Annotated in this window: 23 protein-coding genes; 21 read left to right on the top strand and 2 right to left on the bottom strand. The window is 66.6% G+C overall.

All coding sequences use genetic code 11. The features are described 5' to 3' along the window. Window positions 1-337, bottom strand: a 337-nt coding sequence (locus A5780_RS20315) for a KR domain-containing protein (RefSeq protein WP_156769580.1), incomplete at its 3' end; no start/stop codon positions are given. A gap of 34 nt (window positions 338-371) precedes the next feature. On the opposite strand from A5780_RS20315, the gene A5780_RS20310 reads away from it, so the two are divergent. The 8 genes from A5780_RS20310 to A5780_RS20275 all read left to right on the top strand — a co-directional run bounded on the left by A5780_RS20310 (window position 372) and on the right by A5780_RS20275 (window position 10,548). Further along, window positions 372-1,235 (top strand): beta-ketoacyl reductase, encoded by an 864-nt coding sequence (locus A5780_RS20310; RefSeq protein WP_064909262.1) that lies wholly within the window; start codon window positions 372-374, stop codon window positions 1,233-1,235. 76 nt (window positions 1,236-1,311) lie between these two features. Further along, on the top strand, window positions 1,312-2,289 hold the full coding sequence (locus A5780_RS20305) for an ATP-binding cassette domain-containing protein (RefSeq protein ID WP_231983022.1): 978 nt from the start codon (window positions 1,312-1,314) through the stop codon (window positions 2,287-2,289). Further along, window positions 2,286-3,071: an ABC transporter permease gene (locus tag A5780_RS20300; protein ID WP_064909260.1), complete on the top strand. Its 786-nt coding sequence runs from the start codon at window positions 2,286-2,288 to the stop codon at window positions 3,069-3,071. Before A5780_RS20305 ends, A5780_RS20300 begins: the two co-directional genes overlap by 4 nt. After that, window positions 3,068-3,877: an ABC transporter permease gene (locus A5780_RS20295; protein ID WP_231983021.1), complete on the top strand. Its 810-nt coding sequence runs from the start codon at window positions 3,068-3,070 to the stop codon at window positions 3,875-3,877. Before A5780_RS20300 ends, A5780_RS20295 begins: the two co-directional genes overlap by 4 nt. Before the next feature lie 330 nt (window positions 3,878-4,207). Next, window positions 4,208-5,356, top strand: coding sequence for a lipase family protein (locus A5780_RS20290; RefSeq protein WP_231509042.1), 1,149 nt, complete (start codon window positions 4,208-4,210; stop codon window positions 5,354-5,356). 104 nt (window positions 5,357-5,460) lie between these two features. Continuing rightward, on the top strand, window positions 5,461-6,777 hold the full coding sequence (locus A5780_RS20285) for a lipase family protein (RefSeq protein WP_156769579.1): 1,317 nt from the start codon (window positions 5,461-5,463) through the stop codon (window positions 6,775-6,777). A gap of 239 nt (window positions 6,778-7,016) precedes the next feature. After that, window positions 7,017-8,171: an alkane 1-monooxygenase gene (locus A5780_RS20280; protein ID WP_064909257.1), complete on the top strand. Its 1,155-nt coding sequence runs from the start codon at window positions 7,017-7,019 to the stop codon at window positions 8,169-8,171. A gap of 268 nt (window positions 8,172-8,439) precedes the next feature. Continuing rightward, window positions 8,440-10,548 (top strand): glycogen debranching N-terminal domain-containing protein, encoded by a 2,109-nt coding sequence (locus tag A5780_RS20275; RefSeq protein ID WP_030513393.1) that lies wholly within the window; start codon window positions 8,440-8,442, stop codon window positions 10,546-10,548. A 2-nt stretch (window positions 10,549-10,550) separates the two neighbouring features. Here the strand turns inward: A5780_RS20275 and A5780_RS20270 are convergent, their stop codons facing one another. Next, window positions 10,551-12,590: a M13 family metallopeptidase gene (locus A5780_RS20270; protein ID WP_063016700.1), complete on the bottom strand. Its 2,040-nt coding sequence runs from the start codon at window positions 12,588-12,590 to the stop codon at window positions 10,551-10,553. Between the two features lie 403 nt (window positions 12,591-12,993). Here A5780_RS20270 and rplN point away from each other — a divergent pair, with 403 nt between their 5' ends. The 13 genes from rplN to rplO all read left to right on the top strand — a co-directional run bounded on the left by rplN (window position 12,994) and on the right by rplO (window position 19,237). Then, the gene (rplN, locus tag A5780_RS20265; RefSeq protein WP_030513395.1) at window positions 12,994-13,362 is read left to right on the top strand and encodes a 50S ribosomal protein L14; all 369 of its coding nucleotides are present in this window, start codon (window positions 12,994-12,996) and stop codon (window positions 13,360-13,362) included. A 1-nt stretch (window position 13,363) separates the two neighbouring features. Continuing rightward, window positions 13,364-13,678 carry a 50S ribosomal protein L24 gene (gene rplX / locus A5780_RS20260; protein WP_036498213.1) on the top strand — a complete coding sequence of 105 codons (315 nt, stop codon included), beginning with the start codon at window positions 13,364-13,366 and terminating at the stop codon, window positions 13,676-13,678. Between the two features lie 2 nt (window positions 13,679-13,680). Then, a complete protein-coding gene (gene rplE / locus A5780_RS20255; RefSeq protein WP_030513397.1) occupies window positions 13,681-14,244 on the top strand; it encodes a 50S ribosomal protein L5 in 564 nt (187 codons plus the stop codon). Between the two features lie 4 nt (window positions 14,245-14,248). Then, window positions 14,249-14,434, top strand: coding sequence for a type Z 30S ribosomal protein S14 (locus A5780_RS20250; protein ID WP_025347225.1), 186 nt, complete (start codon window positions 14,249-14,251; stop codon window positions 14,432-14,434). A gap of 295 nt (window positions 14,435-14,729) precedes the next feature. Further along, window positions 14,730-15,299, top strand: a complete 570-nt coding sequence (locus A5780_RS20245; RefSeq protein WP_064909256.1) for an SMI1/KNR4 family protein — start codon at window positions 14,730-14,732, stop codon at window positions 15,297-15,299. 201 nt (window positions 15,300-15,500) lie between these two features. Next, window positions 15,501-15,833, top strand: a complete 333-nt coding sequence (locus tag A5780_RS20240) for a hypothetical protein (protein WP_231983020.1) — start codon at window positions 15,501-15,503, stop codon at window positions 15,831-15,833. 83 nt (window positions 15,834-15,916) lie between these two features. Further along, window positions 15,917-16,288 (top strand): hypothetical protein, encoded by a 372-nt coding sequence (locus A5780_RS20235; RefSeq protein ID WP_063016694.1) that lies wholly within the window; start codon window positions 15,917-15,919, stop codon window positions 16,286-16,288. A gap of 261 nt (window positions 16,289-16,549) precedes the next feature. Then, window positions 16,550-16,948 (top strand): 30S ribosomal protein S8, encoded by a 399-nt coding sequence (rpsH, locus tag A5780_RS20230; protein ID WP_030513400.1) that lies wholly within the window; start codon window positions 16,550-16,552, stop codon window positions 16,946-16,948. Window positions 16,949-16,962: 14 nt separating this feature from the next. After that, complete coding sequence (gene rplF / locus A5780_RS20225) at window positions 16,963-17,502, top strand: 50S ribosomal protein L6 (protein ID WP_030513401.1); 540 nt, start codon at window positions 16,963-16,965, stop codon at window positions 17,500-17,502. A 3-nt stretch (window positions 17,503-17,505) separates the two neighbouring features. After that, window positions 17,506-17,913 carry a 50S ribosomal protein L18 gene (gene rplR, locus A5780_RS20220; protein WP_030513402.1) on the top strand — a complete coding sequence of 136 codons (408 nt, stop codon included), beginning with the start codon at window positions 17,506-17,508 and terminating at the stop codon, window positions 17,911-17,913. A 49-nt stretch (window positions 17,914-17,962) separates the two neighbouring features. Then, window positions 17,963-18,607, top strand: coding sequence for a 30S ribosomal protein S5 (gene rpsE / locus A5780_RS20215; RefSeq protein WP_039776501.1), 645 nt, complete (start codon window positions 17,963-17,965; stop codon window positions 18,605-18,607). Between the two features lies 1 nt (window position 18,608). Continuing rightward, window positions 18,609-18,794, top strand: coding sequence for a 50S ribosomal protein L30 (rpmD, locus tag A5780_RS20210; RefSeq protein WP_030513404.1), 186 nt, complete (start codon window positions 18,609-18,611; stop codon window positions 18,792-18,794). After that, window positions 18,791-19,237 (top strand): 50S ribosomal protein L15, encoded by a 447-nt coding sequence (gene rplO, locus A5780_RS20205; RefSeq protein ID WP_030513405.1) that lies wholly within the window; start codon window positions 18,791-18,793, stop codon window positions 19,235-19,237. Before rpmD ends, rplO begins: the two co-directional genes overlap by 4 nt. Window positions 19,238-19,281: the final 44 nt, after the last annotated feature.

Here is a 19,281-nt window from a genome sequence, read left to right as displayed (position 1 = left end):
CGGCGGCGTCGCAGCGGCGCACCACGATCTCGGAATCGTGCCGGGCGCCGATCTCGGCGATGCGCGCCGCGGCGGCGGCCGAACCGCCGGACCGGCTGATCACCGTGATCCGGCCCGCGCCCGCGGCGGCGAACTGCTCGCAGAGGTCGAGCCCCACCTTGCCGGTGCCGCCGACGATGACGACCTCGCGCAGTTCCTCCCCGTGCGGCGGAATATCACCCGCGGTGTCGTCGAGGATCAGCCGTTTCGCGTAGTAGCCGCCGTCGCGCACGGCCAATTCCGGCTCCCCCGCGATATGGATCGCGCCGAGCAGCGCCTTCGCCGCCGCGGCGCGCATCGCCGAGATCGGCGCCCGGCACGATTCCGAGATCGTGGTGCGCCGCTGCGACGCCGGTGACGCAGCCGCACTCGCCGACCTCGCGGCGGACTACGCCGCGAGCCCGGCGACCCTCGTCGTGCATGCCGCCGTGGATTACGACGCCGCGGCCGCCGATCCGGATCCGGCGGCCATTCGCGCGGCCGCCAACGCCAAATCCGTCGTGCTGCGCAACCTCACGCGTATCTTCCCGCGCACCGACGACGGTCGCATCGTGGTGTGCTCGTCGCTGTCGGCCACACTGGGCGGGCGCGGACATATGGTCTACTCCGCGATCAACCGGATGCTGGACGCGCAGGCCGCGCACTACCGGGCCGAAGGCATCCGATGCTCGTCGGTGCAGTGGGGCCTGTGGCGGGCGGTCGGCGCCGACCATGCCGAAGCGCTGGCCCGCATCAGCGGCACCGGATTGCTGCCGATGGACCCGGCGGTGGCGGTCGCCGCCGGCTTCGCGCCGCGTGCGGCCACTGTGCTGGTCGCCGCCGCCCAGTGGGGTCGCATCCGAGATCTGTTCTCGGTCTTCGGTTTCGCGCCGCTGTTCGCCGAACTACCCGACGACGAACCGGAGCCGGCGGCGGCCACGGTTGCCGAACCGGTGGCCGAACCCGAGCCCGCCGCCGATACGGCCGCCGCGCCGCGCGGCACCGCCGACACCGTGCGCGATGCCCTGCGGGTGGTGATGGGGTTGGAACCGAGCGAGGCCGTCGACGGATCGGTCCCGCTGGTGGCGCTGGGCCTGGATTCGCTGCAGGCGCTCGACCTCCGCAAGCGGGTCGAGGCCGAATTGCGGCGGGATCTCCCGGTCACCGCCATTCTCGGCGGCGCCTCCCTCGACGAGGTGGTGGCGCTGCTCGGTTGAGGCCGAGGCGGTGGAGTTCATCGAATTATCAAGTTAGCCTTACCAAAGTAACTGGGCGGGCGCTCGGACGGAGAGCATGGTGTCGAATTCAATGGGTAGTCCGGCGGATACGGACAACGCGATCGTCGTCGACGGTGTCGAGAAGACCTTCGGCGCGGTGCGCGCGTTGCGAGGCATCAGTTTCAGCGCCCCCGCGGGCAGTGTGCTGGGCGTGCTCGGGCCCAACGGCGCGGGTAAGACCACCACGGTATCGGTGTTGTCGACGCTGATTCGTCCCGATGCCGGTACTGCGCGGGTAGCCGGCTTCGACGTCGTCACCCAGGCCGCGCAGGTCCGGTCCTCGATCATGCTGACCGGCCAGTACGCGGCGCTCGACGAAATGCTCACCGGCCGGGAAAATCTGGTGCTCTTCGCCCGTCTGATGGGCTTGCGGCGCAAGGCCGCCGCGCAGCGCGCCGACGAACTCCTGGAGCAGTTCGCGCTCACCGAGGCGGCGGAACGACGGGTCGGCCAGTACTCCGGCGGTATGCGCCGGCGCATCGATATCGCCTGCGGATTGGTCCGGCCGCCGCGCGTGGTCTTCCTCGACGAACCCACCACCGGCCTGGACCCCGTCAGTCGCCAGAGCCTATGGGCGCTGGTGCGCTCGCTCAAGGAACAGGGCGTCACGATTCTGCTCACCACGCAGTACCTCGAGGAAGCGGATGCGTTGAGCGACAACATCATTGTCGTCGACAAGGGCACCGTGATCGCCGAGGGCACCGCCGATCAGCTCAAGGCCCGCTCCGGCGACAGCTACTGCGAGGTCGTCCCGGTCGATGCCGGCGATGTGCCGGCCGTGGCCGCCGCGCTGGCGAGCCTGGGGGAGGTCACGATCGCCGAATCGCAGGACCGCGTGTCGGTTCCCGCGCCCGGTGGCGCGGTGACGCTGTCGGAGGCGCTGGACCGGATCAACAGCGCGGGAATCGAATTGATCGACATCGCCTTGCGCCGTCCCTCCCTCGACGAGGTCTTCATCCAGCTGACCGAACCGGCCGAAGAGATCCCGGCATGACCGCGGCGCGCACCGAAACCCCCGAACTGTTCCGGGTTCCGGCCGGCCTGCAATGGACGGCGTTGAGCGGCCGCATGATTCGCACCGCGCTGCGCGAGGGCGATCTGGTGCTGGCCTTCGCCGCGCCGGTGGTGTTCTTCGTCTGCTTCTACGTGCCGCTGCGGCATTCGATGGAGGCCGGTGGTATCGACTACGCGCAGTACCTGCTGCCCTTGATCGCGGTCTTCGCCTTGTTCTTCACCTCCATGTTCGCCGGTGACCGGGCGGCGCGAGAGGTCGTCGGCGGCATGGCCACCCGGCTGCGGGCGATGCCGGTGCCGTCGTGGGTTCCGGTGACCGCTCGGATGTCGGCGAATCTGGTGCGCGCCGTCGCCGCCTTCGCCGGGGCGCTGATCATCGGCACGATCTTCGGATTCCGATTCCACGGCGCGGATTCCACGCTGGTCTTCGTGCTGGTGGTGCTGGCGTTCGGCGCCACGCTCGTAATCGCCACCGACGCGCTCGGCACCATCACCCGCAACAGCGAACTCAGCGGCACCGTCCTGTTCGGCCCGCAACTGCTGCTGGTGATGACCTCCACCGGGTTCGTTCCGGTGCAGGGTTTTCCGGGCTGGATCCAGCCGTATGTACGCAATCAGCCGGTCTCGCAGATCACCGACGCGCTGCGCGGACTGGCGGCGGGGAAGTACCCCGCCGAACTCGGCGTGGCCGCGATCTGGATCGCGGTGCTGCTGGTGGTCGCCGTGGTCCTGGCAGTGCGAGCGGAAGGGCACCGGCGATGAGTGCGACCGTTATGGACAATTCCCCCGTGCTCGGCACCCGGATCGGTGATCTGTGGTCGCAGGCCCGGATCGAGACCGGTCGCCTGCTGCGGCGCTGGTCACGGCAGCCGGAGGTGATCACCAGCACGCTGGTGCTGCCGATTCTGCTGCTGCTCATGTACGACCTGGTGCTCGACAAATCCCTCGGCGCCGCCGGCGGGGCCGACCCGATCTACGGGTTCGTGCCGATGATCGCCGTCGCCGGGGCGATGTACGGCGCGATGGGTACCGGCATGTCGTTGTACGCCGAGCGGGAAAGCGGTCTGCTGCGCCGATTCTGGGTGCTTCCGATGCATCGCTGGGCCGGACTGTCCGGCCGGCTGGCCGCCGAATGCGCCCGCGCGCTCGCGGCGACGGTCGTGGTCGTCGCCGTCGGCATGGTGCTGGGCCTGCGGTTCCAGCAGGGCTGGGCCGGTGCGATCGGCGTCCTGCTGGTACCGGTGATCGTGATCGCCGGATTCACCCCGCTGGTCATCGCGGTCGGGGTGAGCAGCGCCGGTGACAAGGTGGTGCAGCTGTTCGCGATCGTGGTGTTGGTCGGCATGTTCTTCAATTCCGGATTCGTGCCGGTGCAGAACTATCCGGGCCGGCTGCAACCGATCGTGCGGGCTCAGCCGATGAGCTGCGCCATCGAGGCGATGCGCGACTTCGCTCTCGGTGGTCCGCTGCTGGTTCCGGTATTGCAGACCGTGGCGTGGTCGGTGGGGCTGATGGTGGTTTTCGGCGCCGTCGCCATTCGCGGTTACCGTCGCGCCGCCCAGAGCTGACCCGTCTTCCGCCTCCTGACAAGCCATTAGCCCGTCATTAGCGAGACACGCCGAGTGTCATTCTGATTCACCGAAGATCGATCCGTCTTTTTCGGTACTGTCGAGATCCGTTTGTTCGTTCCGATAGGCATCCCGAAGCTCAGGAAAGGACGAATCGTGCGGAGCCGGATACGCAGTTGTACCGCTGTCTTGTTCGGAGCTCTCATCGCCGTCGCGGGCGGAATGGTTTCCGCGCCGCATGCCTGGACGCAGCCTCCGGCGCAGGCCGCCGCCGATGATGATTTCTACCTTCCGCCGGCGCCCCTGCCCCCCGGTCCTCCGGGAGCCATCGTGCGAGCTCAGCCGGCATCGCTGATGTTCTCGGCGCCGGGACAACCCGGCGTCGTCCCGGCGATCTCGACACGCATGATGTATCTCAGCAACGACACGCACGACGCGCCGACCGCGGTGACGGGAACGTATCTGCAGCCGATGCTGCCGTGGACCGGTCCCGGTGACCGCCCATTGGTCGCGTACGCGGTCGGCACGCAGGGACAGGGCGACCAGTGCGCGCCCTCGAAATTGCTCCCGCAGCTCGTCCGATACCAGCCGCCGTTCGACGTCATCGCCGAATACGATGTATTGGCGCTGTATTCGCTGCTGTCGCGCGGTATGGCCGTCGTGGTCACCGATTACCACGGACTGGGCACACCCGAAATGCACGACTTCCTGAATCGGAAAGCGCAATCCTATGCGGTACTCGATTCGGCGCGGGCCGCGGAGCAGTTGCCGAACAACGGCCTGGGGCCGCAGCCGCCGGTCATCGTGTACGGCTACTCCCAGGGCGGTATGGCCTCGGCCGGTGCGGCCGAATTGCAACCGAGCTATGCGCCCGAACTGAATATGCGCGGCGCGTACATCGGCGGGCCGGTGGTCGATCCCGAATACTTCATCGGCTTCAACGAGGGCCAGCCGAGCCTGTCCGGCGCGGTCGGATTCACACTCAACGGCATCGCGGCGGACTATCCCGAGACGCGCCCGGAACTCGACGCCGAACTCAACGATGCCGGCAAGGCGCTGCTGAGCGACGCCGCGAATAAATGTGCCATCGCGGTATCGATCGACAATCCGCAGCGGCAGACGGCCCAGTTCACTTCCAGCGGACAGCCACTCACCACGGTGATCGATCGGTCCCCGGCGTTGAGCCAGGCCTTCGCCGATCAGCGCATCGGTGGCGGCACGCCGTCGGCGCCGGTGCTCATCGCCTCGGCGAAGAACGACGAGGGCGCGCCGTACGCGCCCATCCGAGATGTGGCCGCCGCGTGGTGCAGTCGCGGCGTCCCGGTGCAGATCGACGCGAACTCCCAGCTTCCGCCGATTTCCGGTGTCGTCGGCACCCACGATCTCGCCTTCTTCCCGTCCTTGGCGGCCTCGCAGATGTGGCTGACCGATCGGCTCGCGGCGGCACCCGCGGCGAGCAATTGCGCCGCGTTGCCGTAGCGGCCGCCGTGCCCGGAGGGGCCGCAGACGCCCACCCGGGCCACCGATGTTCGATCGCTCGACGCTCGATGTATATCCGCTGAAGACGCAGGGAAGGATCGATCGTGAGGGGCTTGATCCGCAGATGGAACGCAGTGCTGTTCGGCTCGCTCGTCGTCATCGCGGGCGCGGCGATATCGGCGCCACCCGCGTCGCCGCAACCGGCTACGCAGGTCGCCGCCGATGATTTCTACGTACCGCCGCCGCCACCGCCGATGCCGCCGGGCGCGATCCTTCGTGCCCAACCCGCGGCGCTGGTGATGTCGGCACCCGGCCAGCCGGGTGTCGTACCGGCGGCGTCGACGCGAATGATGTATCTCAGCAGCGATACTCACGATGCCCCGACCGCGGTGGTGGCGACGTATCTGCAGCCGATGGTGCCGTGGACCGGCCCGGGCGAACGTCCGCTGGTCGCCTACGGGGTCGGCTCTCAGGGCCAGGGCGATCAGTGCGCGCCGTCGAAGGTGCTGCCGCAGTTGGCCCAGTTCCGGCCGCCGTACGACGTCATCGCCGAATACGACGTCATCGCGCTGGTCTCGCTGCTCGCCCGCGGTATGGCCGTGGTGCTGACCGATTATCACGGACTGGGCACGCCCGATGTGCACGACTTCCTCAACCGGAAAGCCCAGGCGTATGCCGTACTCGATTCCGCGCGTGCCGCATTGCAGCTGCCGGGCACCGGACTGAATCCGCATTCGCCGGTCATCCTGTTCGGCTACTCCCAGGGCGGTATGGCCTCGGCCGGGGCCGCCGAACTGCAATCGAGCTACGCGCCCGAATTGAACGTGCGTGGGGCCTACATCGGCGGCCCGATCGTCGACCCCGAGAATTTCATCGGCTACAACTACGGCCAGCCCGGTGTCGGATCCGCCGCGCCGTTCACCCTCAACGGTATCGCCGCCGACTATCCCGAAACGCGGCCGATCCTCGATGCCGAAATCAACGACGCCGGTAAAGGGTTGATGCGCGACGCGCTGGACAAGTGCGCCATCGCCGCGTCAGTCGACATTCAAATACGGCGAATAACGCAAATCACCAATAGCGGAGAACCTCTCACCGCTGTCATCGACCGGTCGCCGGCGCTGAAAGCGGCATTCGACGAGCAGCGCATCGGAACCATCGCGCCCACGATGCCCGTGCTCATCGCCTCGGCCGTGAACGACGAAGGCACACCGTATCCACCGGTTCGCGCCGTGGCCGCCGGCTGGTGTGCCGGCGGCACTCCGGTTCAGCTGGACGCGAATCCGCAGCTGCCCGCCATCACCGGCATCGTGGGCACCCACGACCTGGCCTATTTCCCGTCGCTGGCGACGGCGCATTCGTGGATGACCGATCGGCTGGCCGGTCTGCCCGCGCCGAGTAATTGCGCAGCCCTGCCGTAGCGAATGCTCGGCCGGCCCGAAAGACGCCGCCCACCATTGCGGTGGGCGGCGTCGTGCCGTGCATGCCGGAACAGCCAGTCATGCATTGGTGATTTCGGGGTATGCGCACGTCCGTAGGTCATTTTCGACGTTCTCTGGACTGTGTCGCGCGAACGGCTACGCTGAGTATCTCAGGCCTACGCCCGTCTCTCGCGGCTGAAATCTCCATCTGGTGTCTCTCTCTGGATAGCGAGAAGTACATGGCGATCTTCGAACAATCCCGAGCCCGTGACCCCAAGCGCTATCTGTGGATGCTGGGGTTGATCGCACCGGCTTGTGCCCTGCTCCCCGCGCCGCTGGTGGCACTCACCGGATTGACGGTGTTCTGGTGGATCGGGCCGATCATCGTGTTCGTGGTCATCCCCCTGCTGGACTGGGCGGTCGGGGACGACGGCAGTAATCCGCACGACGAGGACTACGAGGCGCTCTCCAACGACCGCTACTACCGTTGGTGCACCTACCTCTTCCTGCCGATGCAATTCCTCGGCCTGCTCATCGCGGGCTACCTGTGGGCGGATACCGGGCTGTCGTTCGTCGACAAACTTGGTCTCACCATCACTCTCGGGGTGGTGTCCGGCATCGGGATCAATGCCGCGCACGAACTCGGGCATCGATCAGAGCATCTGGAACGGTGGCTGTCGAAGATCGCCCTCGCGCAGTCCGCGTACGGGCACTTCTTCGTCGAGCACAACCGCGGCCACCACGCCCGCGTCGCGACGCCGGAGGACCCGGCCAGCGCCCGCTTCGGTGAGTCCTTGTGGGTGTTCCTGCCGCGCAGCATGTTCGGCGGGCTCCGCTCGGCGTTCCGGCTCGAACGGGACCGGCTGGCACGCAGGGGAAAACGCTGGTTCAGCTACGAGAACCATCTGCTGCAGGCCTGGTCGATGAGCGTCGTACTGTTCGGCGTCCTGATCCTGTTTTTCGGCCCCAGCGTGATCCCGTGGCTGGCCCTGCAGGCGTTGATCGGCGCCGTTCTGCTCGAGACGGTGAACTACGTCGAGCACTACGGCCTGCTGCGCGCGCGCCGCGCCGACGGCACATTCGGGCGCTGCTCGCCGCGCGACAGCTGGAACAGCGACAGTCTGGTCACCAACATCTTCCTGTTCCATCTGCAGCGCCACAGCGACCACCACGCGAATCCGGGTCGCCGCTACCAGACCTTGCGCAGCGTCGAGCAGGCGCCACAGCTTCCGATGGGCTATGCCGGGATGGTCCTGCTGGCCGCGGTGCCGCCGCTGTGGCGCGCCGTGATCGATCCTCGCGTGCTGGCCCACTACGGCGGTGACCTCGGCCTGGTCAACGTCAAAACGCGGCGCAAGCAGCCGATCGAGGGGACCGGCGAGCGCTCGCGCTGAGTTATTCGGCGATTCGCCGTGCCGTGCCACAGCGCGGATTTGCGGCCTGGTCGAGGGATTGGCCGTGCCGAGCACCGTTCAGCGGTTACTCTCGATGATCGAGACGTTCTCGTGCGAACGTTGTCGGATAGGCCCACGCAAACCTCGAGCCGGATCGGTTGTCGCCGGTGATCAGGGAGGAGCCGTTCGCGATGGTGATGTTCGAGTCGACGAAACGATCTACCGTGCCTACCGCGGCGCCGCATCACCCCCGAGGGGGTGATGCGCGATGACCGGGCCCTCACCTCTCAACGGCGGCGAACCCGCCCTGCTGAACGGTTCGGTGACGCTGGTCGAGGGCAGCACCTTCTGCCTGTCCGACCGGGTCGGCGATGTGGAATCGGGAACCTCGCAGGGCCTGTTCTATCGCGACGCCCGGGTGGTGTCGCGCTGGGAGCTGCGGGTGGACGGGCAGCGGCTCGAACCGCTGTCGGTGCTCAGCCCCGAGGCATTCACCGCGCGTTTCATCCTGCGGCGGCCGCCGCGGTCCGGCGCCGCCGATTCCAGTCTGCTGGTGGTGCGCGAACGACTCGTCGCCGACGGGATGAGAGAAACGGTCATCCTGGAGAACCTCGGCCGCGAACCCACGGCCGTGGTGCTCGAGCTGCGCGCCGACGCCGACTTCGTGGATCTCTTCGCCGTCAAAGAGGGCCGGGCCGGGCACGGACGCGCCGAAATACTGGTCACCGACAACGAACTGCTGCTCAACGACCGCTCCGATCGCGCACGCGGCCTGGCGGTGTCCTCCTCGGAACTCCCGACCGTGCTGCCCGGCTCGCTGACCTGGCGCATCGTCGTGCCCGCCACCGGGCGCTGGCAGACCGAGATACTCGCGCAGCCGACCGTGGCCAATCAGCGGGTGCATGTCGCCCTGCGCCCCGGCGAGCACTATCGCAGCAGCGAACCGGGCCGCAAGATGGCCGCCTGGCGTGACACCGCCACCAAACTCACCACCGGTGATCCGCAGCTCACCGCCATTCTGCAGCGCACCGAAAGCGATCTGGGCGCACTGCAGATTCGCGAGGAACGCCGGCATCGCACCTTCGTCGCGGCCGGCGCACCGTGGTTCATGACGTTGTTCGGCCGCGACTCGCTGCTCACCGCGTGGATGGCGCTGCCGCTGGACTCCTCGCTCGCACTCGGCACCATGCAGCAGCTGGCCGAAATGCAGGGCCAGCAGGTCGACGCGCTGACCGAGGAGGAGCCGGGCCGGATCATGCACGAGATCCGCCGCGGCCCGGCGGGCGGACTGGCCCTGGGCGGGGAGGTGTACTACGGAACCGTCGACGCCACACCACTTTTCGTGATGCTGCTGGCAGAGACCCGGCGCTGGGGTGCGTCGCCGGAGGCGGTGCAGACGCTGCTGCCGGCGGCGGACGCGGCCCTCGACTGGATGTCGCACTTCGGCGATCGCGACGGTGACGGCTTCGTCGAATATCAGCGCGCGACCGACCGCGGCCTGATCAACCAGGGCTGGAAGGACAGCTTCGACGGCATCAACGACGCGGCCGGACATCTCGCCCAGGCGCCGATCGCGCTGTGTGAGGTGCAGAGCTACGTCTACGCGGCGATCCTGGCCCGGGCCGAACTGGCCGAGGAATTCGGGCAGTCGGACAAGGCCGAGAAGTTGCGCGAACATGCCGCCGAATTGCGCACGAAATTCGCCGAAGCCTTCTGGATTCCCGAAAAGGGCTGGTATGCGGTCGCTTTGGACGGTAACAAGCGCCGCGTCGATGCGCTCACCAGCAATGTCGGCCATTGCCTGTGGTCGGGCATCGTGACCGACGACCACGCCGAACAACTGGTGCACCATCTGGCGACCGCGGAGATGGACTCCGGATTCGGTTTGCGCACACTGTCTTCCGGGATGGGCGCGTTCAATCCGATGAGCTATCACAACGGTTCGGTCTGGCCGCACGACACCGCCATCGCGGTCGCCGGTCTGCTGCGTTACCGCCACATCCCGGGCGCGGTCGGGCTGGCCACCCGGTTGTCCAACGGATTACTCGACGCCGCAACCGCTTTCGGCGGCCGGCTGCCCGAGTTGTTCTGTGGTTTTCAGCGCTCCCGCTTCTCGGCGCCGGTGCCGTATCCGACCTCGTGTTCCCCGCAGGCCTGGGCCAGCGCCGCGCCGCTGTTGCTGGTCCGTTCGTTCCTGGGGCTCGAACCCGACGTGCCGCACCGCACGGTGACCGTCCTGCCGCATGTCCCCGCGCGCTGGGGCAGGGTAGAGCTCACCGATCTGCGCCTCGGCGGAACTGCGGTGGATCTGGCAGTGGACGGTGAGCAGGTGACCGCCGCCAACCTGCCCGAGGATTGGCGGCTGATCACCCACTGACCTCACAGAATCACGCGCTGGTCCTCGGGCAGGAAGAGCTTGTCCGAGGGCTGGACGCCGAAGGTCGCGTAGAACTCCGGCAGATTGCGCACCACCTGGTTGCAGCGGAATTCGCCGGGGGAGTGCGGATCCGTGGCAACCTGCTGTTCGAGCGACTGCTGGGTCTGCTTCTCCCGCCAATTGCGGCCCCAGGACTGGAACATCGGGGTGTAGTCGGGCGTGTTGCGGCCGTTCTTGGCTTCCTCGATGCGGAAGGCGGCCAGCGCGATCATCAGTCCGCGCAGGTCGGCGAGGTTCTCACCGACGGTCAGCTGGCCGTTGACGTGATCGCTGGGCGGCAGGCCCTCGGGCACCAGGGCGTTGTACTGATCGATCAGCTGCTTCGTCTTGGCCTCGAAGGCGGTCCGGTCCTCCGGGGTCCACCAGTCCTCGCGATTGCCGTCGCCGTTGTACTTCGAGCCCTGGTCGTCGAAGCCGTGCCCGATCTCGTGGCCGATGGTCGCGCCGATCGCGCCGTAGTTCACCGCCGGTTCGGCGTCGGTGTCGAAGAACGGGGCTTGCAGGATCGCGGCCGGGAAGTTGATGGAATTGGAGGTTGCCTCGTAGTAGGCGTTGACGGTCTGCGGCGACATACCCCATTCGGCCTTGTCCACCGGCGTCCCCAGCTTGTCCATCGAACGCTTCGCCTCGAAAGCCTCGATGGCGAGCAGGGATTCGACCAGCCGGCCGCGCGTGACCTTCAGCTTCGAATAGTCCACCCACTTGTCGGGGTAGCCGATCTTGACCGTGATCTTGTCCAGTTTCGCGATCGCGGCCTCGCGGGTCCGCGGCGACATCCACGACGAGTTGCGGAAGTTGTCGCGATAGGCGGCCAGCAGATTGTCGACCAGCTCCTTGGCGCGCGTCTTCGCCTGCGGCGGAAAGTATTTCGCCGCGTACAACTTGCCCAGCTGCTCACCGAGATTGGCGTCGACCACCGCGACCGCCGACTTCCACAGCTCCGGGCGCTGCTCGATCCCGCTGGTGGCCTTCAGGAAATCGAAATTCGCGTCCGACAGATCCTTGTTCATGTACTTGGCGTATTTGCGCAGCAGGCTGAGCTTCAGCCATTCCCGCCAGATGTTGATATCCACCTCGGTCCACAGCTGCCCGGCCGCGGTGACGAACGACGGTTCGCCGACGACCATCTTCCCGAACAGTTCCTTGGGCCGGTCGGTGCTGCCGGCCAGCCACGGCTCCCAGTCGAAACCCGGTGCCAGCGTGGTCATCTCGTTCCACGCCATGAGGTTGTAGGTGGCATCGGAGTCGCGGGTGCGCACGTTGTCCCAGTAACCGGCGGCGATGCGCTTCTCGAGATCCAGTGTGCGTTCGGCCGCGCCGTCCGGATCGGGCAGGCCGGCGCCGGTCGCCAGTTTGTGCAGCAGCGTCTGGTACGCGGAAAGATATTGCGCGAATTCGGGTTTCCGGTAGTACTGCTCGCTCATTCCGAGACCGGACTGGCCCACGGACGGAATGTAGGCATTCGAATTCTTGCGGTCGATACTCACACCGAGCCCGATCAGGCCGCCCAGCGGCAGCGCGCCCATGACCTTCGCGAGATCGGCCTTGGTCTGCGCCCCGTCGATCCGCGCGAACAGCGGTTGCAGCGGGGTGGTGCCGAGCTTCTCGAGTGTGTCGAGATCCATCCGCGCGTCGTAGAGGTCGCGGATCTGCTGGCCCTCCGACCCGTCCTTAGGATCGTGGATTCCGTCGATGACCTCGCGCAGCTGCCCTTCGACCCGATCGGACACCTCGGCGAAGGTGCCGTAGGAGACCTTGTCCGGCGGCAGTTGGTAGGTGCGCAGCCAGGCGCCGTTGATATTGCGGTACAGATCGTCCTGCGGCCGCACCGCGGGATCGACGCCCGACAGATCGGGGCCGGTGAGGGGTTTCGGCTTCGCGTCGCTATTGCACGCCACCAGGGCGGTGGCCACCGGCACCGCGCCGAGGGCGATCAGGAACGAGCGGCGACCCAGGCGGACCTGGCGACCGGACGATGTCACAGAAAATCCTCTCCCCGACTCATCGTGCACCTGCGCGACGACCGTCACTGCGACTCCACGCGGAGGCCGGGCCGGTTGCGTCCGTGAGAGGCTAACCGAACCTGCTGAGACTCGGCTGAGTTCGACCGCCACCCGTGGGGTGGCCGTGCCGGACCCCGTTCGACCCTGATTTGGGCGCGACCTGCGGCTTCGCTACACTTGTCGGGTTGCCTGCGGGTATTGTGCCCGCACTTCGGCCGCGAACCCACAGTGGTTGATCCTTCCGATCATGCAAAACCGCTGGCAGGCGCTGCCCCGCTGAGCTTGCGGGAGCGGGCCGTCAAGGTCCGTCGAAGGGCAACTGACCATGCCCGTCGGGTCGGCAATCCGGCGTGCATTACGTCCAGGTCTAGGAGGAGCTGAAGTGATTCAGCAGGAGTCGCGACTGCGCGTCGCCGACAACACGGGTGCCAAGGAGATTCTGTGCATCCGCGTGCTCGGCGGGTCGTCGCGTCGCTATGCCGGTATCGGCGACGTCATCGTCGCCACCGTCAAGGACGCCATCCCCGGCGGCAACGTCAAGAAGGGTGACGTCGTCAAGGCGGTCGTCGTGCGCACCGTCAAGGAGCGTCGTCGTCCGGACGGCTCGTACATCAAGTTCGACGAGAACGCCGCGGTGCTGATCAAGGCGGACAACGATCCGCGTGGCACCCGCATCTTCGGCCCCGTCGGCCGCGAGCTGCGTGACAAGCGGTTCATGAAGATCGTTTCGCTGGCCCCGGAGGTGCTCTGACATGAAGGTGCACAAGGGCGACACCGTGATCGTCGTCTCGGGTAAGGACAAGGGCGCAAAGGGCAAGGTCATCCAGGCCTACCCGGCGACCGACAAGGTCCTGGTCGAGGGCGTGAACCGGATCAAGAAGCACGTCGCGAACTCCGCGAACCAGCGCGGCGCCAGCTCCGGCGGCATCGTGACCCAGGAGGCGCCCATCCACGTGTCCAACGTGATGGTTGTCGACTCCGACGGCAAGCCGACCCGGGTGGGTTACCGCACCGACGAGAACGGCAAGCGGGTGCGCATCTCCCGTCGCAACGGGAAGGACATCTGAGCATGACCACGTCTGAAAAGATTCAGCCCCGCCTGAAGCTGCGCTACCGCGCGGAGATCAAGGACGCGCTGAACAACGAGTTCAACTACGCCAACGTGATGCAGATCCCGGGCGTGGTGAAGGTCGTCGTCAACATGGGTGTCGGTGACGCCGCCCGCGACGCCAAGCTGATCAACGGCGCCGTCAACGACCTGGCCCTGATCACCGGTCAGAAGCCGGAGATCCGCAAGGCCCGCAAGTCCATCGCGCAGTTCAAGCTGCGTGAGGGTATGCCGATCGGTGCGCGCGTCACGCTGCGTGGCGACCGCATGTGGGAGTTCCTGGACCGCCTGGTGTCCATCGCGCTGCCCCGTATCCGCGACTTCCGCGGCCTGTCGCCGAAGCAGTTCGACGGCAACGGCAACTACACGTTCGGCCTGAGCGAGCAGTCGATGTTCCACGAGATCGACGTGGACTCCATCGACCGTCCGCGCGGTATGGACATCACGGTCGTCACTACCGCGACCAACGATGAGGAGGGCCGCGCCCTGCTCAAGCACCTCGGCTTCCCGTTCAAGGAGAACTGAGCACATGGCTAAGAAAGCTCTCGTCAACAAGGCCGCCGCGAAGCCGAAGTTCGCCGTGCGTGGCTACACCCGCTGCCAGCGCTGCGGCCGCCCCCGCGCGGTCTACCGCAAGTTCGGCCTGTGCCGCGTCTGCGTCCGTGAGATGGCGCACCGCGGCGAGCTGCCGGGCGTGCACAAGAGCTCCTGGTGAGCCGGCGCTGCTGACGCAGCGCCCGCGCTGAGCGCGACAATCGAATCGAGAAAGGGTACGGACTCATCCGAGTCCGTACCCTTTCTTGTGTTGGGGGTGAAGGTTTCGAACTCCTCGTGCAATCTCCGCGAAAATCCGGCTCGGGGATCGACGCGTCCATACTCCGCCGGAAATCCTGTGGCGCAAAAGATTTGCCGTTCGCGTCCTTCTCACTGCTGGCAACGAATCGCCGGCGCAGTTCATATCGCGCGGCTACCTTGTCCACCGCTCGGCTGTCGATGGAATGGGGAAGTGCGTGACGGAATTCGATGAACTCGTGCGGTTGCTGGGCGCTCCGGCGCCGCGGCGCGCGGCCGGCGATTGGGCGCAGGTCGAGAACTATGTGGGCGCCGCATTGCCCGGTGACTTCAAGGCGTTTCTCGATGCCTACGGCAGTGGGGTGATTTCCGGAGAGCTCGCCGTCTTTCATCCGCAGGGACCGAGTCCGCTGCTGGAGCGCATGCAGCTCATCCACGAAACATTCGGCGAATTGCGAGAAGACGATCCCGATGACGTGCCGTATCCGATTCACCCCGAGCCGGGGGGTCTCATTTCCTGGGGCTACGACCACAGCGGCGACGAACATTTCTTTCTGCCCTGTGATCCGGACCCGGAGCGTTGGAAGGTCGTGACGATGGTGCACGAGGTCGGCACCGAGGTCTTCGACGGACCGTTCACCGGATTCGTGCTTCGCTTCGTCGACCGGCTGCGAAATCCCGAACCCCGGGACGTCGCCGGTCCGGACGAGTTGACGTTCTTGGAGCCGGAGGATGTGGCGGAGTTGATCGCCGACAGGGCGATTCAGCCGAGCTTCGCACCGTTCTGACCCGGTTCGCGCCGCGGTCGTCCGATCTGTCCGGATGCCGGGACCGGGTGTGCACCTGCGATTTGCTCGACTGTCCAGTTGGCACCCGGCCGGTGAATGGGACTGCCCGAAACATGGGTGCGGGTAGCGGGTTTCGGCTGTACCGGGCCTGATGCGAACCGGATGACCTGTGGCGCGACGAAAGTTCCGGGTGCGCGCGGAGTGACGTTGGTGGACGGGGCGAGTGGGCTCGCCGTCGCCGCCGCCGGTAGGCACGATCCGATCGACGAGCACGAGGATGCCGCTGCCACAACGGATGTGGTGCGCGCCGTGCTGAATTGCCCGGCGCTGGGTGCGGAACCGGACGACGACGTCACCGAAATCATCGTGTCCGGCCCCCGCGGCTATCACCTGCTGAATATGGTCGACGGCGATTTCGACGGCCGGCTGTTCGTCCACGTCCTCTTCGACGAGGAGACCGGGAATCTGGCGATGTCCCGATACCAGCTGCGCGCGATCCTGTCCGAACTCGCCGAAGGCAGTCATGGGCGCTGACCTGGCCGTGGAAATGACACGGCTGGAGCAGGAGAGAAGTACCGGGGTGTTGCACGCGGGGGACGGTTCGTTCCGGGAATATTATGTCCAATTTGGATCTGGCGCTGAAGGAAATGATGGCGATCGACTGCGCGCTCGGCGCATCGGTCGTCGATTACAACAGCGGCATGTCGCTGGGAATGCTCGGCAGTTCGAAGGCTCTGGACCTGCAGGTCGCCGGTGCCGGTAATACGGAGGTGGTGCGCGCGAAACTGCGTACCATCGAACAGTTGGGCCTCAACGAGGAGATCGAGGACATTCTGATCTCCCTGTCCACGCAGTACCACATCATTCGCCCGATGACCGGCCGCACTTCCAAGGGCCTGTTCCTCTATTTGGCCTTGGATCGTGGCCGGGCGAACCTCGCTCCGGCGCGGCATCGCCTGCGCGGCATCGAAGAGGAACTCGAGGTGTAGCCGAAGCGCGGCGGAGTACGGCGCGCTGTGACGCAGTCGGCGGTGGTCACCCCGATTTTGCCCGCTCATACCGCTCGCCTACACTAGACCGGTTGCTCGGGCACCCTCGTGCCCATATGCGTGCGCGCTGCTCCGGGTGACAGCATTCCAATCCGGTCGGCAACGGTGTCGGCCGGACCAGCCGAAATTGTCGTAGGCCCACGACCGCCCCGCGTGACGGTGCTGTATGGGAACCGCGGCGAGAAAGGTAACGGTCAACACATGACCATGACTGATCCGATCGCAGACTTTCTGACCCGTCTGCGCAACGCCAACTCGGCGTACCACGATCAGGTGAAGGCCCCGCACTCGAAGCTCAAGGCGAACATCGCCGAGATCCTCAAGCGCGAGGGCTACATCGCCGACTACCGCACCGAGGATGCGCCCGTCGGCCAGACCCTGATCGTCGACCTGAAGTACGGCCAGAGCCGGGAGCGCAGCCTGCAGGGTGTGCGCCGCGTCTCGAAGCCGGGTCTGCGGGTGTACGCGAAATCCACCAACCTGCCCAAGGTGCTGGGCGGTCTGGGCGTGGCAATTATCTCCACGTCGAAGGGCCTGCTCACCGACCGTCAGGCCAAGCAGCAGGGTGTGGGCGGGGAAGTCCTCGCCTACGTCTGGTAAGGGAGGTAGGAACAATGTCGCGTATCGGTAAGAAGCCGATCTCGGTTCCCGCCGGCGTCGAGGTGACCATCGACGGCCAGCAGGTGTCGGTGAAGGGTCCGAAGGGCACCCTCTCGCACACCGTCGCCGAGCCGATCACCGTCACCAAGGCCGAGAACGGTGAGCTGGAGGTGGGCCGTCCGGACGACGAGCGCCGCAACCGCTCGCTGCACGGCCTGAGCCGCACCCTGATCAACAACATGATCGTCGGCGTGACCCAGGGCTACGAGAAGAAGATGGAAATCTTCGGCGTCGGTTACCGCGTGCAGCAGAAGGGTTCGAACCTCGAGTTCGCCCTCGGCTACAGCCACCCGGTTCCGATCGAGGCCCCCGAGGGCATCACCTTCCAGGTCGAGGCCCCCACCAAGTTCTCGGTGTCCGGCATCGACAAGCAGAAGGTCGGCCAGATCGCCGCAGTGATCCACGGCCTGCGCAAGCCCGACCCGTACAAGGGCAAGGGCATCCGCTACGCCGGTGAGGTCGTTCGCCGCAAGGTCGGAAAGACGGGTAAGTAAGCCATGGCACAAACTGAAGCTCAGAAAGCCGCCCGCCAGCCGGTCGGCAAGGATGCGTCGACTCGTCGCCGGGTGTCGAAGACCCGTCGGCACTTCCGTCTGCGCAAGAAGGTCCTCGGCACCGCCGAGCGTCCGCGTCTGGTCGTGTTCCGCTCCTCGCGGCACCTGCACGCCCAGGTGATCGACGACTCCGTCGGCAAGACCGTCGCCTCCGCGTCCTCGATCGAGGCCGATGTGCGCGCGCTCGACGGTGACAAGTCCGCGAAGGGCAAGAAGGTCGGCGAGCTGCTGGCCGCCCGCGCGAAGGCTGCCGGTGTGGAGGCCGTGGTGTTCGACCGCGGTGGCCACGACTACCACGGCCGCATCGCCGCTCTGGCGGATGCTGCTCGCGAAGGTGGGTTGAAATTCTGATGCAGATTCAGCTCATGGACCGAATGAACATGAACGGAAGGAACGTCTGATGCCGGGACGTCAGCGGCGTGACGGCGGCAGCGGACCCGCCGGACAGGGTGGCAGTGGCAACGAGCGCGATCAGCGCGGCGGCGGTCGTGACCGTCGCGGCGGCGGTGACCGTCGCGACAATGCCGCCGAGAAGAACCAGCTCGAGCGCGTCGTCGCGATCAACCGCGTCTCCAAGGTCGTGAAGGGTGGTCGTCGCTTCAGCTTCACCGCCCTGGTGATCGTGGGCGACGGCAACGGCCTGGTCGGTGTCGGATACGGCAAGGCCAAGGAAGTCCCCGCGGCCATCCAGAAGGGTGTCGAGGAGGCTCGTAAGGGCTTCTTCCGCGTCCCGATGATCGGCAGCACCATCACGCACCCGGTGCAGGGTGAGGCTGCCGCCGGTGTCGTCATGCTGCGTCCGGCCTCGCCCGGTACCGGTGTGATCGCCGGTGGTGCGGCGCGTGCCGTGCTGGAGTGCGCCGGTATCCACGACATCCTGGCCAAGTCGCTCGGTAGCGACAACGCCATCAACGTCGTGCACGCGACCGTCGCTGCCCTGAAGATGCTGCAGCGTCCGGAGGAGGTGGCCGCTCGCCGCGGTCTGCCGATCGAGGACGTTGCCCCGGCGGGCATGCTGCGTGCGCGTGCCGGACAGGGAGTCTGACATGGCACAGCTCAAGGTGACCCAGATCAAGTCCACGATCGGCGCCAAGAAGAATCAGCGGGAGTCGCTTCGCACCCTCGGCCTGCGCGGTATCCGCCAGACCGTGGTCCGCGAGGACAACGCCCAGAACCGCGGGCTGATCAACGTCGTGCGCCACCTCGTTTCCGTTGAGGAGGAAACCGCATGACCCCCATCAAGCTCCACCACCTGCGGCCCGCCCCGGGCGCCAAGACCGAGAAGATCCGTGTGGGTCGCGGTGAAGGCTCCAAGGGTAAGACCGCCGGTCGCGGTACCAAGGGTACGAAGGCTCGCAAGAACGTGCCGGCCCGTTTCGAGGGCGGCCAGATGCCGATCCACATGCGCCTGCCGAAGCTGAAGGGGTTCACCAACCCGTTCCGCGTCGAGTACCAGGTCGTGAACGTCGGCGATATCGCGCGGCTGTTCCCGCAGGGCGGCACCATCGGCAAGGACGAGCTCGTCGCTGCCGGTGCCGTGCGCAAGAACCAGTTGGTGAAGGTGCTCGGCGAGGGTGAAATCGGTGTGGCCGTTCAGGTCAGCGCCGACAAGTTCTCCGGCTCCGCCAAGGAGAAGATCACCGCCGCCGGTGGTACCGCCACCGAACTGGGCTGACAGTTACTGGTAATACAGTCGGGGCGCCGGACGGGCTCTCACCC

Origin of the sequence: Nocardia sp. 852002-20019_SCH5090214 (assembly GCF_001665865.1) — a bacterium.
Lineage (GTDB): Bacteria > Actinomycetota > Actinomycetes > Mycobacteriales > Mycobacteriaceae > Nocardia > Nocardia nova.
The sequence above is the reverse complement of the archived record's forward strand: the minus strand, read 5'-3'. Positions and strand labels throughout refer to the sequence as shown.